Genomic DNA, 14,725 nt, shown 5'->3' on the forward strand with positions numbered 1-14,725 from the left:
TCACTCAAAACATTTTTCCTGTTTTATTTGTTAAAACACAAAAATAGTTGTAACTTTGCACTGACTAATACTCCGTCTCTGATTTTCAATCCGATTTTCCATTAGCAGGATGCAATAGTCCGCCACAATGACGCGACATCAACAATCAGAACGATAATAATTTTAACTGCAGATTTGCCGCCTCAAGGCACAAAGCCCTACAGCAGATGCACATGGACTACAATCCTCACCATTATCACCCTTAGTCTAAAAAACAGTTTCGACTATTTTTTTCTCCATTATATTTTTCTTAGGGCCTCATTGCCATTTAAGAAAAAGCAACTCTCAATTACCCCCATTAACCCCGGAAAATCCGTTATTTCACACGACTCCAAAAACAATCCAGTTGTTATCGGTTAAGATGTTTCGGAATGAAATACCTGAAACATGATTCAGGATCAAATATCTTCGCTAAAAAGCAATATATTAAAAACTACAATAATCCCCCCACCAAGCCGGCAAGTTCCGCTTGCCGCACACATATATTAATATGTATAACTACAACGAACTTGAAGCCATGGACGACTCGCAGTTGCGGGAAATCGGAAAATCACATGGCATAAAGAAATTTGAGACATCAGATAAGGAAAATCTTATCTACGACATTCTCGAGCAGCAGGCACGCGATGTGGCTGCCACTTCAACGGCCAATATATCCAAGGGACGCCGACCGAAAAAAGAGGTCAAGGACGACAAGTCACAGGCAACCACAAAACAAAAGAAAAACAATGCTGACGACAATCAGCAGCCTCAAGAGGCAGCTGTAGAGACAAACGTCACTGCAGCTCAGCCGGCCAAGCGTCGCGGACGCAAGCCTAAAGCTGATTCTCCTCAGGCAGAGACGGCTGAACTCGAGCAACAGGCTGACGACAATCAGCCGGCCGAAGCTCAGCAACCGGATGGCGAACAGCAGCCTAAAAAACGTCGCGGCCGTCCTCCACGCAACCCGCGTCCACAGGAAGCTGACAATCTTGGCGAACAACAGCCGGCCGAAACCACGATTCAGGCTGAAAATACTCAGGCTGAAACCATAAGTAAAGAAGAACCACGTCTTCTGCCCGCCCCTCAGCAGTCGTCAATGGTCCTTCAGCCCGTCCAGAACGGCAATGAGGCTTTTCCGGACAACAATCGGGATGCCGTTGCAAATTCCGAGCAGCCTAACGATGAACGCCCTCGTCACGGAGTATTCATCCGCCCCGGCCAGTCACCCGACATGCTCTCACAGAATGCCGACAGCACCCCCGCGCAGGAAACACAGCAACAGCCTAAACGCGATTTCCGTCCTAAAGACAGTTCTTTCGGATCATTTTTCCCACGTTCAGGCGGACGTACATTCGCTCCGCGTTCACAGCAGGAAAAAGAACAGGCCGCACAGATTCCACAGCCGGTTGCCCCGATTGTACTTGGCGAACCGGGAATGGAAAAAATGCAGCCACAAGGAAAGAAAAACAAAAAGAACCGCAACAAGAACCAGCAGGCTGAACAGCAGAAGAACCAGCACATGGCCCCCTATAATTTCGATGGTATAATCGAAACCACCGGAGTCCTCGAAATTGATCCTGCCGGACATGGTTTCCTCCGTTCAAGCGACTACAACTACCTGCCCTCTCCCGACGATGTACTTGTCACCAAAGAGCAGATCAAACAATATGCGCTTCGTACAGGCGACGTTGTCGACGCGACACTGCGTGCCCCGCGCGAAGGCGACAAATACTATCCTCTCAGCTCCGTACGCAGCATTAATGGTCGCAGTCCCGAATATATCCGTGACCGCGTGGCTTTTGAGCACCTTACCCCTCTCTTCCCTAATGAAAAATTTGATCTGACATCAGGCCGTTCGAGCAACATATCAACCCGTGTCGTCGACATGTTCTCACCGATCGGCAAAGGTCAGCGCGGTCTCATCGTCGCTCCGCCGAAGACCGGTAAGACCCTTCTGCTTAAAGATATCGCAAATGCAATTGCCGAGAATCATCCTGAAACCTACATCATGATTCTACTGATTGACGAACGTCCTGAAGAAGTCACTGACATGAGCCGCAGTGTCAATGCGGAAGTAATCGCATCAACTTTCGACGAACCTGCCGACCGACATGTCAAGATAGCGTCAATCGTACTCGAAAAAGCCAAACGCATGGTTGAATGTGGCCACGACGTAGTGATTCTGCTTGATTCAATCACCCGTCTCGCGCGTGCCTACAACACTTGTGCGCCCGCATCAGGCAAGATTCTTTCGGGTGGCGTGGATGCCAATGCCCTCCAGAAACCAAAGCGCTTTTTCGGTGCAGCACGAAACATCGAAAACGGAGGTTCGCTGACAATCATCGCGACAGCCCTTACAGAGACCAGCTCGAAGATGGACGAAGTTATCTTCGAGGAATTCAAAGGTACAGGCAACATGGAACTTCAGCTCGACCGCAAGCTCTCCAATAAGCGCATCTTCCCCGCAGTCGACATCATGGCCTCTTCAACCCGTCGCGACGACCTTCTATTACGCAACGAGACACTCAACCGCATGTGGATTCTACGCCGCTTCCTGAGCGACCGCAACTCAATCGAAGCGATGGAATTCATCAAAGACCGTATGGAGCGCACATCCGACAACGACGAGCTTCTACGGACTATGGGTGACTGATCTACATAAAAAGTTTCCCTCAGTAATAATAAATAACACTTCGGGCTGCCACATTTCTGTGGCAGCCCGAAGTGTTTATCATTCTACAAGCTTATAGCTGCGGAACAGGAATTTTTTCGACACGGCGCTCATGACGGCCGCCATCGAACGGTGTATTTAAAAACTTCTCAACTATATTTATAGCTGTTACGTTGTCAATGAAACGGGCAGGAAGCACAAGCACATTGGCATTGTTATGACGGCGAGCAAGTTCAGCCAGTTCTTCATTCCAGCACAGAGCAGCACGTACGCCCTGATGCTTGTTGAGAGTCATGCCGATACCATTGCCAGAACCGCAAAGAGCGATAGCGGGATATACCTCACCGTTCTCGACTGCAAATGCACATGGATGAGCGAAATCGGCGTAGTCACAGCTATCCGAAGAATATGTTCCGAAATCCTTATAAGCGATATTCATAGAATCGAAATATCCCTCAAGAACCATTTTCATTTCATATCCTGCATGATCGCTGCAGAAACCGACAGGTACGTTTTCCTTTAAAATAGACATAAGTATTGATTGTTATGTTTCGGATTATTATATGATTCCTATATATTGTCATCGTCATCCTCATCATTGTCCGATGAATAGAACAGATGATTCAGCGGACGCATCAGATTGCAAACGCGCTGGCTCCAGTATGAACCGAAATCATCTCTGACAGCCGTAAGAGCAGCATTGACAACCTCGGCCGGAGCATCCTTAACGGTCACGATGAAATTGTAGAGCACTTGAAACACGTCGCATATTCCTTCGGCCACGCTCATGCCTATCGGAGTGTCGGAATATTTCATATCCTCTTCAAAGACTTCGAGATATACATCGTCCGCCCCAAGGAGATTTTCAATCTGCCTGCGCATCGACTCGTAATAATCCTCATCAAGAAAACTCTCGATGTAGGCATCGTCCTCGTCAATCAGAGGTTCGGGCTTCAAATCGGATGCTGAAATATAGATGCGAGGAAGCAACCTTAACATCGACGCGACAAAGGCATTCCGGGTCGACTCGCGCGCATTCTCCACCGCGTAACAAAATTCATTGCAAAGCGCAATGAAAGCCAGAGAATTAGGACTTAGCTCCATATAGTTTATTCTGTTTGATATAATCAAATACACCGTGCGGGAGGAAATAGGTCATATCCTTCCCTCGGGCAATCGCTTTTCTCAGAAACGTGCTCGACACATCGGCCATAGGCGCATTGATAACGTCAACGCCATCTTCATATATCGTTCCTACCGGATAGCCCGGACGAGGATAGACCACAACACCGAAATCCGAAAGGATTGACTCATGGTCTTTCCACTGGTCAAAGATTTTCCAATTGTCACTGCCGATAATCAGCTTGAATGTGTGACGCGGATAACGTTTCTCCAGATATCGGAGCGTGTTGATCGTATATGACGGCTTCGGCATCGTAAGTTCATAGTCACAGACATTCAACCCTTTGCTTGTGCCGGTAGCTATTTCAAGCATCTTTAACCGCATGAGGTCAGAAATCAGCTCATCGGATCCGGCCTTCAGCGGATTGAGAGGTGAAAGTGTCAGCCATACTTCATCAAAGCCACCGAACTGCTGCATGTAGCTTGCAAGCATCAGATGGCCGATATGCACAGGATTAAACGAACCGCCTAAAATTCCGATTGTCATTGCAGGTATAATAAATCACTGAATTTATAACTTTTCCGGGGAAACGAATGTTCAGTCTGAAAGAAGACTGGATCTTGCTTCTGCTTGTTTTTCAGGCTATGAATTCCTTGATTCTGCAATCGACTTCATTTATAGCCTTTTCAAGATTGTCGTTTACAACAATACAATCAAATTCTGGCGCGAACGATATTTCATATTCTGCTTTTGCCAGCCGCTGCTCTATAGCCTCCGGGCTGTCAGTCGCACGCCCTGTGAGACGGCTGCGGAGCGCCTCGGTACTTGGTGGCTGGATGAAAATACTGATGGCTTTGTCGCCATACATTCTCTTCACATTCACGCCTCCTTTGACATCAATGTCGAGTATCACATTGTGCCCGGCATCCGTGATACGTGCGATCTCACTCTTGAGCGTGCCGTAAAACCGGCCCGGATAGACCTCCTCAAACTCAACGAACGCATCGTTTTCTATCGAAGACCGAAACTCATCGTCGCTAAGGAAGTAATAATTCACACCATGCTTTTCCTCACCACGGGGCTGACGGTTGGTCGCTGAAATCGAAAACTGCATGTCTATCTCGCCTCTTTCAAGAAGCGCATTGATAATTGTAGACTTCCCTGAGCCCGACGGGGCTGATAATATTATGATTTTACCTATCATAAACTCTTTTTAGCGGATTACATGACATTTAGCACCTGTTCCTTTATCTGTTCCAGCACATCTTTCATCTGCACCACGAGCTTTTGCATGGCCGCATGATTGCTTTTAGAGCCGAGGGTGTTGATTTCACGTCCCATTTCCTGACTTATGAAACCGAGCTTTTTGCCCTGTCCTTTCGGACCTTCCATAGTTTCCATAAAATAGGTAAGATGCTGGGCAAGACGCTGTTTTTCCTCATTTACATCAAGCTTCTCTATGTAGAAAAACAGTTCCTGCTCCAGACGGCTTTTATCGTAATCCACCCCGTGGATTTTCGCAAGCCCTTCTTCCATACGGAGACGAATTTTGGCGACGCGCTCTTCTTCGAACTGTGGCACAAGCGCAAGTAGCTCGCGAAGACGCTCTATGCGCTCCTTGAAGAACACTTCAAGTTTCTCACCTTCCGCACGTCTGTAGTCCATAAGCTGTACCGCCGCTCTGCGAAGAGCGTCAAGGACGCCTTCTATTTCTTTATCGTCAGCCTCGGCAGGAGTCTCGCTCTTCATGACATCCGGGAAACGCATCAGCACATTGTACCAGTCCTGAGGGACAGGTATACCGATTGCCTTTGCCGTAGCCTCGACATCATCTTTATAAGCTTTCAGAGCGGCCGCGTTGAGCTTCACTGAAGCATCACCGGCCACATTCTCCACATAGACAGTCATATCCACCTTACCTCGTTCGAGAAGGGCTGCTATATGATTTCTCATTTCAAGTTCCTGAGCGCGCAGCGATGACGGCACTCGAGCAGCAATGTCAATCTGCTTGCTGTTTAGCGACTTGATTTCTACCGTAATCTTTTTACCGGGAAACTCTGTGACGGCCTTCCCGAATCCCGTCATTGAATATAACATGATAAGGCTTGGTTTTTATACTTCGGATTTCCGCTACATACAAATCGAATCACGGGTTTACCGAAATTATTTTTCTCACAAAATTACAATTTTCTCACGATAAACAAGTAACTTTGCCTTAAAATTTGATGCTTAGAGCGTGATTAAAATTTATTGTTAAAATAATTGGCAGGGGTTTATAGCATCATAGAAATCATGCCTGACCATACCCCTGATGATAGATTATGGCTGTAATACTTAATATCGACACTTCGACCGACCATTGTTCAGTAGCACTCACTGCCGAAGGAATGGTGCTCGCACATCAGGAAGAGGGTGGCGGACGCAACCATGCGGCGCTGCTGAGCGACTACATCAAATATTGTCTTGATTTCGCCCGCGAAAAGGAACTGCAACTCGAAGCAGTGGCAGTCTCCACCGGCCCGGGCAGCTATACAGGACTCCGCATAGGCCTTTCCGAAGCCAAGGGTCTTGCATACTCCCTCGACATACCGCTGATAGGCATAGACACCCTGCGCATCATGGCATGCAACGTGATGTTCACACAGGAACTTGAAGGTGACGAGATATTCGTCCCGATGATTGATGCACGACGGATGGAGGTCTACACGGCCGCATTCGATTTCGCACTTGAACCCGTGATGGAGCAGCAGGCACTGATATTGACTCCTGACAGTTATGCCGATGTCATCGCTGACAACCGTCGCATTCTCATGTTCGGCAATGGTTCTGACAAGGCCCGCGAGATTATAACCGCGCCAAATGTCACATTCATACCTGACATCCATCCGCTTGCAATCGATATGATTGCCCTTGCCGAACGAGCCTACTCACGTCGCGAATTCATGGATATAGCCTACAGTGTGCCCAACTACATCAAGGATTTTCAGGCTTCAACTCCCAAAAAGAATATTTTAGGGTGAAGGAGGATTTCAACAGACTCCGGCTCAAATATCACGGGAATCCGGCCATGATGGACGAAATCCTGCAACGTGAATGCCGCTACAGGACATCCGCGAAATTGCCGGAGACACTAATTTGTGAAGATTTCAGGTTTCCTTCGCTTGCAGTTGCCGAAATGGCGACTTCGGATGCTGTCGCAAAACTCCACTCCGAAATGATCAACGACGGCACACGGGTACTCGACATGACCTGCGGACTCGGCATTGACACTTTTCATTTTGCAAAAAAAGCCAAGAGTGTCACGGCCGTTGAGCTTGACCATCATGCCTACTCAGTTGCTCTTGGGAATGCCAAGGCTCTGAAACTTGAGAACGTAGATATAGTCGAAGGCGACAGTCTCGACTATATTGCCGGCAGTAGCGACGTTTTCGACGTGATATTCGTCGACCCGGCTCGTCGCGACTCCACGGGCCGACATTTTGCTTTACGCTATTGCTCTCCTGACATCATCCCTGCACTTCCGCTCATTCTATCACACTGCGCCACACTGATTATAAAGGCCTCACCCATGATTGATATCAAAAGTGCGGTCAGAGAACTCGGACACGACTGCGTGGTGACAGTAATCGGGACAAAAAAGGAATGTAAGGAAGTCATATTTAAAATATCATCCGGCTCAGAGCATCTATCGAATCCTAAGCCGATAAAATTTGAAGCTCTTACTACCCAAGGGACAAATTTCAGTTTCACCCCTGAAATGGAAACGGATGCAATTGTCAGTTATTCCACTCCTAAGGATGGCGCTTATCTCTACGAGCCCTACCCTGCCGTCATGAAGGCAGGAGGCATGAAGCTACTCTCTGCAACGTACGACATCGGAAAACTCCATCCAAACACGCATCTGTTTACCTCCGAAAAGAAACTCGCCTCCTTCCCCGGCGAAGCCTTCGAAATCGTCAAAGTACTCCCCTTTTCAAAACAGACTATAAAACTAATTTCTAAAGAGTATCCGGACATCAATGTTGCCACCCGCAATTTCCCGCTGTCAGCGCCACAACTTGCAGCAAAGCTTAAAATAAAAGAAGGTGGCGACAGGATGATTTTCGGGACAACCGTTCCCGACGGCTCCCGTCTGCTTATAGTGACAAAAATGGGGACTCCTCTATGAGGACGGATATGTAGATTAACCTTGTCTGACAATAAAAAGCGCGCGTGATTCCCATCAACATGCTATCAGGAATCACGCGCGTCGCTCGTCTAAAACCTAAACGGTCATTTATATTATCTCCAGATTTGAAGCCAGACGCTGACGGACGACTTCATATATCATCACGCCGGCAGCCACTGATACATTCAGCGAACCGATGTTGCCAAACATCGGAATGCCGACACGTGTGTCACACTGCTTCATGACTTCGGGTGAAATACCCACATCCTCTGCACCCATGACAATAGCCACTGGATCGGAATACTTGCCCTCAGTGTAGTTCATATCTGATTTTTCGGTCACAGCTACTACATTATAGCCATTTTCTCTGAGAAATTTAGCGGCCCAAGCGGCCGACGAAACCCTGCACACAGGAATATGGTGCAACGCGCCGGCCGAAGTCTTGACAGCATCACCGCCAACCGAAACACTACCATGCTCGGGTATGACAATAGCATCAACTCCGGCACATTCACATGTCCTTGCGATAGCACCAAAGTTCCTCACATCCGTAATACCGTCAAGTATCACTATAAAAGGAAGTATTCCTGCCTCATAAAGCTCCGGGACAAGATGATCGAGGCGATGGTAGGTTATGGCCGACATCATAGCAAGCACACCCTGATGATTCTTGCGGGTTATGCGGTTTATACGCTCGACAGGAACCCGCTGCATTACCACACGGTTAGCTCTGGCAAGCGCTATTAGTTCAGACGCAAGATCTCCCTGAAGATCCTTTGCCATAAAAATCTTATCAATCTCTTTTCCGGCCTCAATAGCCTCTATTACAGCTCGAAGACCGTAAATATAATCGCTTTTTTCCACGTTTTCTTATTTCTTGTTGATGATTAGTAATCAATTATTTAAAATTCACCGATGCGCCAACAGACTTTTCGCGGCGGCTATCGCGGCATCGTCAATCTCAGAACCGCCGAGCATAGCGGCAATCGACCTGATTCTCTCCTCTTCGCTAAGAAGAGCGATACGGGTATGTGTCGAATTCTCATCATCCTCCTTATAGACCCGATACTGGTGAGCGCCCTTTGAAGCGACCTGCGGAAGATGGGTTATGGTCGTTACCTGAATATTCTTGGAAATGTCGAGCATCATCGCACCCATCCTGTTTGCGACATCACCCGAAACACCCGTGTCTATTTCATCAAATATTATGCTCGGCAACTGCATGCTTGACGCTATGATGGACTTTATCGACAACATCAGACGGGAGATTTCACCACCGGAAGCCGTAGCGCCGACAGGCATAAGAGGCTGATTCTTGTTGAACGCCACCATAAACTCGACCTCATCCATGCCGGTAGCACTCATGTCGGCAGGAGATACACGGATTTCACACCTAAGATTCTTCATACCGAGAGGCTTCGCCACTTCCGCAAGGCGCTTGCCAAACTTTTCGGCCGCCTCTTTGCGTGCCGCAGAAATCTCCATTGCACTCTCCTTGGCAAGAGCCTTGGCCCTCCGCGCATCGCGTTCAAGTTCCTCAATCGCATCACCCGAACTGTCAAGCGCCCTGAGCTTATCACGCAATCCGTCGCGAAATTCAATCAGAGCATCCGCGTCAGGAAGATGATGCTTGTGGCAGAGTGAATAAATCGAGCTGAGACGTTCCTCTATAGCATCAAGAGTCGAAGGGTCAGCCCCAAGATTCTCATCTATCGCCGACAGGGTCGATGCGATATCGGAAATCTCGATTCGCACCGATTCCAGACGCCCGGAAATATCGTCGGACGCATCAAGGACTTCATCCAGATCCTCGCAGGCTTCAGAGGCAAGCTCTACCATGCGCAAAGCGCCGCCCTCATCACTGTCAAGGGTGGAAATCGCTTTTGACAACGCCGATTTTATAGCTCCAAGATTATTGAGCACATCACGTTCACGTTCAAGCTCAGGCTGCTCGCCCGGCTGAAGATTAAGGTCGTCGAGCTGTTCGAGCTGATAGCGTGTAAATTCTTCATCCTCACGTGCGCGCTCGATTTTGGCTTTCATGATCTTAAGCCGCTTCACAGCCTCACGGAACGCATTGAAGCGCAGGCGGTATTCACGGAGGCGCACAGAGTTTGAAGCAAGAGTGTCAATCACATCAAGCTGAAACTCAGGAGTGGCCAGAAGCTGATTCTGATGCTGGGAATGAATGTCGATCAGATGCAGACTCACCTCCCGCAGCTTTGCCAGCGGGACAGGCGAGTCATTGACAAACGCGCGCGAACGACCAGCCGGCGAAATCTCACGCCGAAGTATACAACGTTCGTCATCCCACTCGATATCCTCACGAATGCAGAAGTCCTTGAGCGATGGATAATCGTCGACTGTAAACACGGCTTCTATAACGCTCTTTGCGTCAGGATTGGTCACCACACGGGTGTCGGCCCTACTGCCAAGCAAAAGGGAAAGAGCACCGAGGATAATCGACTTTCCGGCACCGGTCTCACCTGTAATGACATTAAACCCTTCATGAAATCTGATGTCTATCAGGTCTATGAGGGCGTAGTTTGATATATGGAGTGATTCAAGCACGATAATATCTGATTTTTGAGTGAGAGAATCTGTGGTCTTTATGTCTGCTTAGTTCTAAGGATTGTCCGCACCGCGTTTGATTTTCTCAAGGCGTGTCTGTTCGGTGGGGAACATGGCCGATAATAGTCCGTAGGCATGCTCGCGTTCGTCGGCAGGAGCTTTACTGTAGATATTGACAAGCTCATCGAGCTTCGCATCCTTAAACATTGAAAGGCCGACCGACATGGGTGCTACCTTGAACACTTCGCCAAGTATATCAAGAGAAGTATCGATTGTCTTACGTCCTTTATCGGGACTTACCGACATCTGGTCAAGCCCCTGAAGATGATAGCTGTAATAAAGGTCTCTTATAGCGCGTGTTGACGGGTCGGTGAACGACGCAAGCACAGCGGCTCTGTTTCTTGTATCTTCAAACGCTTTCCATCCGCTTTCACCCGATGACTGTCCCTGCTGGACAATGGTTTCAAGACGCTCGAAGAACGGCTCTCCGCCACGAGGTGAGAATGAATCGAAATCTACAGCGAGAATCAGATATATGTAAAAATTCAATATCTGTGTCAGCTGGCTTTCCATGCTCGTCTCTGAGTAAAGGAGCGGTTCTCCTTCGGTATAGGTAAACGAGATGTTGTTATCCTTAAAATTTATCAGTGTCGACGTATATGAAGAATTGTAGACAGGACGGACAGACTGCACCTGAAGTGTTCCTTCCATCTTGCCTGTCGATTCATCATAAGTACCGATAGTGAACAGCAAGGTGCATTCAATCTTTTCATTTGGCGAAAACTGAGCCGGAGACCATCTCGTAGTATTCACATACTCGTTAATCGCACTCTGAAGAGTCTCGAAAATGCTTTTGTTCGTACCTTCAAGCAAAGATGAATTGACTTCGACACGACAGTTCAACTCCTGTGCCGTGATAATCACAGGCGAGAGAAGGATGAAGAACAGGAGGGAGAGGATTTTTTTCATATCGACATAATCGCGTCGACTATATCGGCCGCGACTTCTCTTTTTGGTTTCAGGCCGAACTCCTCACGCGCGCCATCGGCTTTAAAAATAGTAACCTTATTTGTGTCAGTGCCGAATCCGGCCCCTTTGTCGCGCATGGAGTTAAGCACAATCATGTCAAGATTCTTGCGCTGGAGTTTTTCGCAGGCATTATCGGCCTCATTGTCGGTTTCAAGGGCAAAGCCAACAAGCAGTTGTCCCGACCGCTTCATTTTCCCAAGCGTCGCAGCAATATCCGGATTCTTCACAAGTTCAATAACAGGCACATCAGAATGCTCGCGTTTGATTTTATGGTCGGCGACATTCCGTGGCGCATAGTCGGCGACAGCGGCACACATCACTGCAACATCGCTTGAAGGAAAAACGTCCTCACAGGCAGCCAGCATTTCCCGGGCAGATTCAACTCTGACAAGTTTCACCGCCGGATTATGAAGCGACAGCGAAACAGGGCCGCTGACAAGCGTCACTTCAGCTCCGCGCGAAGCACATTCCTCGGCGAGAGCATAGCCCATTTTACCTGACGAATAATTTCCTATAAATCTGACCGGGTCAATTTTTTCGTGAGTCGGGCCGGCGGTAACAAGCACTTTCTTCCCTTTCATGTCGGCCTTCGAACTGAAGTAGCGTTCGAGTATTTCAGCAATCTTTTCTGGTTCTTCCATGCGGCCTTTGCCAACCAGCCCGCTTGCAAGCTCTCCGCTTTCCGGCTCGATTATGATGTTGCCGTAACTACGGAGAAGATTGATATTGGCAGTTGTCGATGGATGTGCCATCATGTCAAGATCCATCGCAGGCGCGACAAATACCTGAGACTTGGCTGAAAGATATGTGGTCACAAGCATATTATCGGCAATCCCGTGAGCCATCTTGCCTATGGTAGATGCCGTGGCCGGAGCTATGACCATACAATCGGCCCAAAGTCCCAGATCTACATGCGAATGCCATTCGCCGGTGTTGGCGGTAAAAAACTCGCTGACAACCGGCTTCTGGCTTAACGATGAAAGTGTGACCGGGGTTATGAATTCTTTACCCGCAGGTGTCATGACCACCTGCACCTCTGCACCGGCTTTGACAAGCAGCCGCAGAAGTGTCACAGACTTATAGGCGGCGATTCCGCCACAAATGCCTAAAATAATATGTTTTCCTGAAAGAGAACTCATTTCATGCGAAGTTTTATGCGCGTGAAGCAGTCTTTGGTATTCTGAGCGAAATCGCCCTTCATAATCCAGTCATAGTAACCGGAATCTTTCTTGAACACCTCGTCGACCGGACGGCCCTTATACTTACCGAAATTGATGATCTCACGATCGTTATCATCGAGGATGATACGCCCCATGAAATCCACATTCCGGCTGTTGCGGGCATATTTGCTCAGTTCCTCCATGTCATTCGGGAGATCTTCGTAGCGGTCAAGCTGTGCTTTCAGCACCTCGTAAGTGGCACGGGTATCGGCATTGGCCGAATGAGCGCCGTCAAGCTCCTTGCCACAGTAAAAACGGTAGGCCGCCACAAGCGTGCGCTGTTCCTTCTTATGGAATATGGTCTGAACATCAATAAACCTTGCTTTCGAAAAATCGAATTTCACGCCGGCCCGCTGAAACTCCTGATCCAGCATCGGGATATCAAAACGGTTTGAATTGAATCCGGCAATATCGCAGCCTGTCATTTCATTGGCCAGCGACCGTGCAATCTGACGGAAAGTAGGCTCACCGGCCACATCCTCATCTGTAATATGGTGGACGGCGGTGGCTTCCTCCGGGATGTGCATTTCAGGGTTCACACGACGGGTCTTTTCGATTTCCTCGCCATTGGGGAGCACCTTTATAAGCGAAATCTCAACGATACGGTCATGGATGATATCCACGCCGGTGGTCTCAAGGTCAAAAAAGACTATCGGTTTCTTGAGGTTCAGTTGCATTTCCTGATAAAACTTTGCTTAATTGCTTAATACGTCAAAGAATAATTAGAAATCGGTAACGTTCATCGGCATGAGGAGCATTGTCAGACGGGTGTCGGCCTTGTCCTCTGTCGGGATTATGACAGCAGGTTTAGACGGGTCAGCAAGCTTGAACACAATGTCCTCAGTCCAAAGCACTCCAGCCAATTCCGAAAGATATGACGAACTGAAGCCTACAATCATATTCTTGCCAGTGAAATCAGCTGGAAGAGTCTCGACACCCGATGTGTTGTATTCGTTGTCGGATGCCTTGATCGTCATGCGCTCCGGCATGATATTAAACTTGATAAGTCCGTGGCCTTCGTCGACAAAAAGACTTACACGACGCACTGCAGTCGTGAACGAATGACGGTTTACTGTAAGGGTAAATGGATTGTTTTCCGGGATGACACGTGTGTAATCCGGGAAACGGCCCTTGACGAGACGGCTCTCAAAAGTAAATGTATCTGTCTCAAAAGTCACGCCGGTCTGCGGTTCAAGTTTCACAGTCACTTCTTCGTCCTTGTTGAACACACTGCGGAATACATTCGTAGACTTGTTAGGCAGAATGAACGCTCCTTCGATTTCAGGCGACAGGCTTGCGTCCTCGAAACGCACGAGTTTATGGGTGTCGGTAGCGACAAAAATCAGTTTGTCAGGCTTAATGTCCCAATACACACCCATCATCTGCGGACGCAGCATATCGGTGCCGGCTGCAAATGAAGTGTATTCCAGACCACGGAGCAGAGCAGAGCCGGGAGCTTTGAACACCAGCATGTTGTCTGACTTGGCAGCACGGTCGGGGTGCGGATATTCAGAGCCTTTGAGTCCCATGAATTTATAAGAGCCGTTCGGATGCGACATTTCGATCGCAAGCGTAACGTCGTCGATTTCAAAATTCAGTTCCTGTTCGGGCATCACACGAAGGAGTTCAACGATACGGCGAGCGTCGATACAGAACTCACCTTCGCCATCCACATCCATGATGGGAATTCGTCCACAAAGCATATTTTCGCCGTCGCAGGCTGTGATAGTCAACACATTCCCTTCAATTGAGAAAAGGAAATTATTGAGTATGGTCAGAGCATTTTTGGCGTTGATAACCTTGCTGACCGATGAGGCAAAATTATGAAGCGTCTTGCTTGGAACTGTGAATTTCATTGCTGATTTACTTTATAGTTTTTATCCCACAAAGTTAAAACAAAATTCCACAATATACAATATGGC

Annotated in this window: 14 protein-coding genes; 3 read left to right on the forward strand and 11 right to left on the reverse strand. The window is 48.2% G+C overall.

The window, feature by feature from the left end:
- Window positions 1–529 precede the first annotated feature (529 nt).
- A complete protein-coding gene (rho, locus tag E7747_RS00090; RefSeq protein ID WP_123613358.1) occupies window positions 530–2,674 on the forward strand; it encodes a transcription termination factor Rho in 2,145 nt (714 codons plus the stop codon).
- Between the two features lie 91 nt (window positions 2,675–2,765).
- On the opposite strand, the gene E7747_RS00095 is transcribed toward rho, so the two are convergent.
- The 5 genes from E7747_RS00095 to E7747_RS00115 all read right to left on the reverse strand — a co-directional run bounded on the left by E7747_RS00095 (window position 2,766) and on the right by E7747_RS00115 (window position 5,912).
- Window positions 2,766–3,224 carry an RpiB/LacA/LacB family sugar-phosphate isomerase gene (locus tag E7747_RS00095; protein ID WP_136413290.1) on the reverse strand — a complete coding sequence of 153 codons (459 nt, stop codon included), beginning with the start codon at window positions 3,222–3,224 and terminating at the stop codon, window positions 2,766–2,768.
- Between the two features lie 38 nt (window positions 3,225–3,262).
- Window positions 3,263–3,796 carry a DUF5063 domain-containing protein gene (locus E7747_RS00100; RefSeq protein WP_136413292.1) on the reverse strand — a complete coding sequence of 178 codons (534 nt, stop codon included), beginning with the start codon at window positions 3,794–3,796 and terminating at the stop codon, window positions 3,263–3,265.
- Window positions 3,780–4,361 carry a nicotinate (nicotinamide) nucleotide adenylyltransferase gene (nadD, locus tag E7747_RS00105; RefSeq protein WP_136413294.1) on the reverse strand — a complete coding sequence of 194 codons (582 nt, stop codon included), beginning with the start codon at window positions 4,359–4,361 and terminating at the stop codon, window positions 3,780–3,782. Before nadD ends, E7747_RS00100 begins: the two co-directional genes overlap by 17 nt.
- 91 nt (window positions 4,362–4,452) lie before the next feature.
- Window positions 4,453–5,019, reverse strand: a complete 567-nt coding sequence (gene gmk, locus E7747_RS00110) for a guanylate kinase (RefSeq protein WP_136413296.1) — start codon at window positions 5,017–5,019, stop codon at window positions 4,453–4,455.
- A gap of 17 nt (window positions 5,020–5,036) precedes the next feature.
- Window positions 5,037–5,912, reverse strand: coding sequence for a YicC/YloC family endoribonuclease (locus E7747_RS00115; protein ID WP_136413298.1), 876 nt, complete (start codon window positions 5,910–5,912; stop codon window positions 5,037–5,039).
- A gap of 224 nt (window positions 5,913–6,136) precedes the next feature.
- Between E7747_RS00115 and tsaB the strand changes: the two genes are divergently transcribed.
- Window positions 6,137–6,835, forward strand: a complete 699-nt coding sequence (tsaB, locus tag E7747_RS00120; RefSeq protein ID WP_123613270.1) for a tRNA (adenosine(37)-N6)-threonylcarbamoyltransferase complex dimerization subunit type 1 TsaB — start codon at window positions 6,137–6,139, stop codon at window positions 6,833–6,835.
- A gap of 47 nt (window positions 6,836–6,882) precedes the next feature.
- Window positions 6,883–7,983: a THUMP-like domain-containing protein gene (locus tag E7747_RS00125; protein ID WP_228449209.1), complete on the forward strand. Its 1,101-nt coding sequence runs from the start codon at window positions 6,883–6,885 to the stop codon at window positions 7,981–7,983.
- A gap of 108 nt (window positions 7,984–8,091) precedes the next feature.
- On the opposite strand, the gene rlmB is transcribed toward E7747_RS00125, so the two are convergent.
- The 6 genes from rlmB to dnaN are packed head-to-tail and all read right to left on the reverse strand — an operon-like array spanning window position 8,092 to window position 14,659.
- On the reverse strand, window positions 8,092–8,847 hold the full coding sequence (rlmB, locus tag E7747_RS00130; RefSeq protein WP_136413302.1) for a 23S rRNA (guanosine(2251)-2'-O)-methyltransferase RlmB: 756 nt from the start codon (window positions 8,845–8,847) through the stop codon (window positions 8,092–8,094).
- 45 nt (window positions 8,848–8,892) lie between these two features.
- Window positions 8,893–10,554, reverse strand: coding sequence for a DNA repair protein RecN (recN, locus tag E7747_RS00135; RefSeq protein ID WP_168185161.1), 1,662 nt, complete (start codon window positions 10,552–10,554; stop codon window positions 8,893–8,895).
- 54 nt (window positions 10,555–10,608) lie between these two features.
- Window positions 10,609–11,523: a type IX secretion system protein PorD gene (gene porD, locus E7747_RS00140; protein ID WP_136413306.1), complete on the reverse strand. Its 915-nt coding sequence runs from the start codon at window positions 11,521–11,523 to the stop codon at window positions 10,609–10,611.
- Entirely contained in the window at window positions 11,520–12,722 is a 1,203-nt protein-coding gene (gene coaBC / locus E7747_RS00145) for a bifunctional phosphopantothenoylcysteine decarboxylase/phosphopantothenate--cysteine ligase CoaBC (protein ID WP_136413308.1), read from the reverse strand. Before coaBC ends, porD begins: the two co-directional genes overlap by 4 nt.
- Window positions 12,719–13,480, reverse strand: a complete 762-nt coding sequence (locus E7747_RS00150; RefSeq protein ID WP_123613264.1) for a 3'-5' exonuclease — start codon at window positions 13,478–13,480, stop codon at window positions 12,719–12,721. Before E7747_RS00150 ends, coaBC begins: the two co-directional genes overlap by 4 nt.
- Window positions 13,481–13,525: 45 nt before the next feature.
- Window positions 13,526–14,659 (reverse strand): DNA polymerase III subunit beta, encoded by a 1,134-nt coding sequence (gene dnaN / locus E7747_RS00155; protein WP_136413310.1) that lies wholly within the window; start codon window positions 14,657–14,659, stop codon window positions 13,526–13,528.
- Window positions 14,660–14,725 lie beyond the last annotated feature (66 nt).

This window comes from Duncaniella dubosii (assembly GCF_004803915.1).
Lineage (GTDB): Bacteria > Bacteroidota > Bacteroidia > Bacteroidales > Muribaculaceae > Duncaniella > Duncaniella dubosii.

Bases quoted from the DNA above. Each gene is read 5' to 3' on its own strand.
- nadD (WP_136413294.1), bottom strand. From the start codon at position 4,361: ATGACAATCGGAATTTTAGGCGGTTCGTTTAATCCTGTGCATATCGGC.
- E7747_RS00100 (WP_136413292.1), bottom strand. From the start codon at position 3,796: ATGGAGCTAAGTCCTAATTCTCTGGCTTTCATTGCGCTTTGCAATGAA.
- tsaB (WP_123613270.1), top strand. From the start codon at position 6,137: ATGGCTGTAATACTTAATATCGACACTTCGACCGACCATTGTTCAGTA.
- E7747_RS00150 (WP_123613264.1), bottom strand. From the start codon at position 13,480: ATGCAACTGAACCTCAAGAAACCGATAGTCTTTTTTGACCTTGAGACC.
- gmk (WP_136413296.1), bottom strand. From the start codon at position 5,019: ATGATAGGTAAAATCATAATATTATCAGCCCCGTCGGGCTCAGGGAAG.
- E7747_RS00125 (WP_228449209.1), top strand. From the start codon at position 6,883: ATGATGGACGAAATCCTGCAACGTGAATGCCGCTACAGGACATCCGCG.
- rho (WP_123613358.1), top strand. From the start codon at position 530: ATGTATAACTACAACGAACTTGAAGCCATGGACGACTCGCAGTTGCGG.
- coaBC (WP_136413308.1), bottom strand. From the start codon at position 12,722: ATGAGTTCTCTTTCAGGAAAACATATTATTTTAGGCATTTGTGGCGGA.
- E7747_RS00095 (WP_136413290.1), bottom strand. From the start codon at position 3,224: ATGTCTATTTTAAAGGAAAACGTACCTGTCGGTTTCTGCAGCGATCAT.
- dnaN (WP_136413310.1), bottom strand. From the start codon at position 14,659: ATGAAATTCACAGTTCCAAGCAAGACGCTTCATAATTTTGCCTCATCG.
- porD (WP_136413306.1), bottom strand. From the start codon at position 11,523: ATGAAAAAAATCCTCTCCCTCCTGTTCTTCATCCTTCTCTCGCCTGTG.
- E7747_RS00115 (WP_136413298.1), bottom strand. From the start codon at position 5,912: ATGTTATATTCAATGACGGGATTCGGGAAGGCCGTCACAGAGTTTCCC.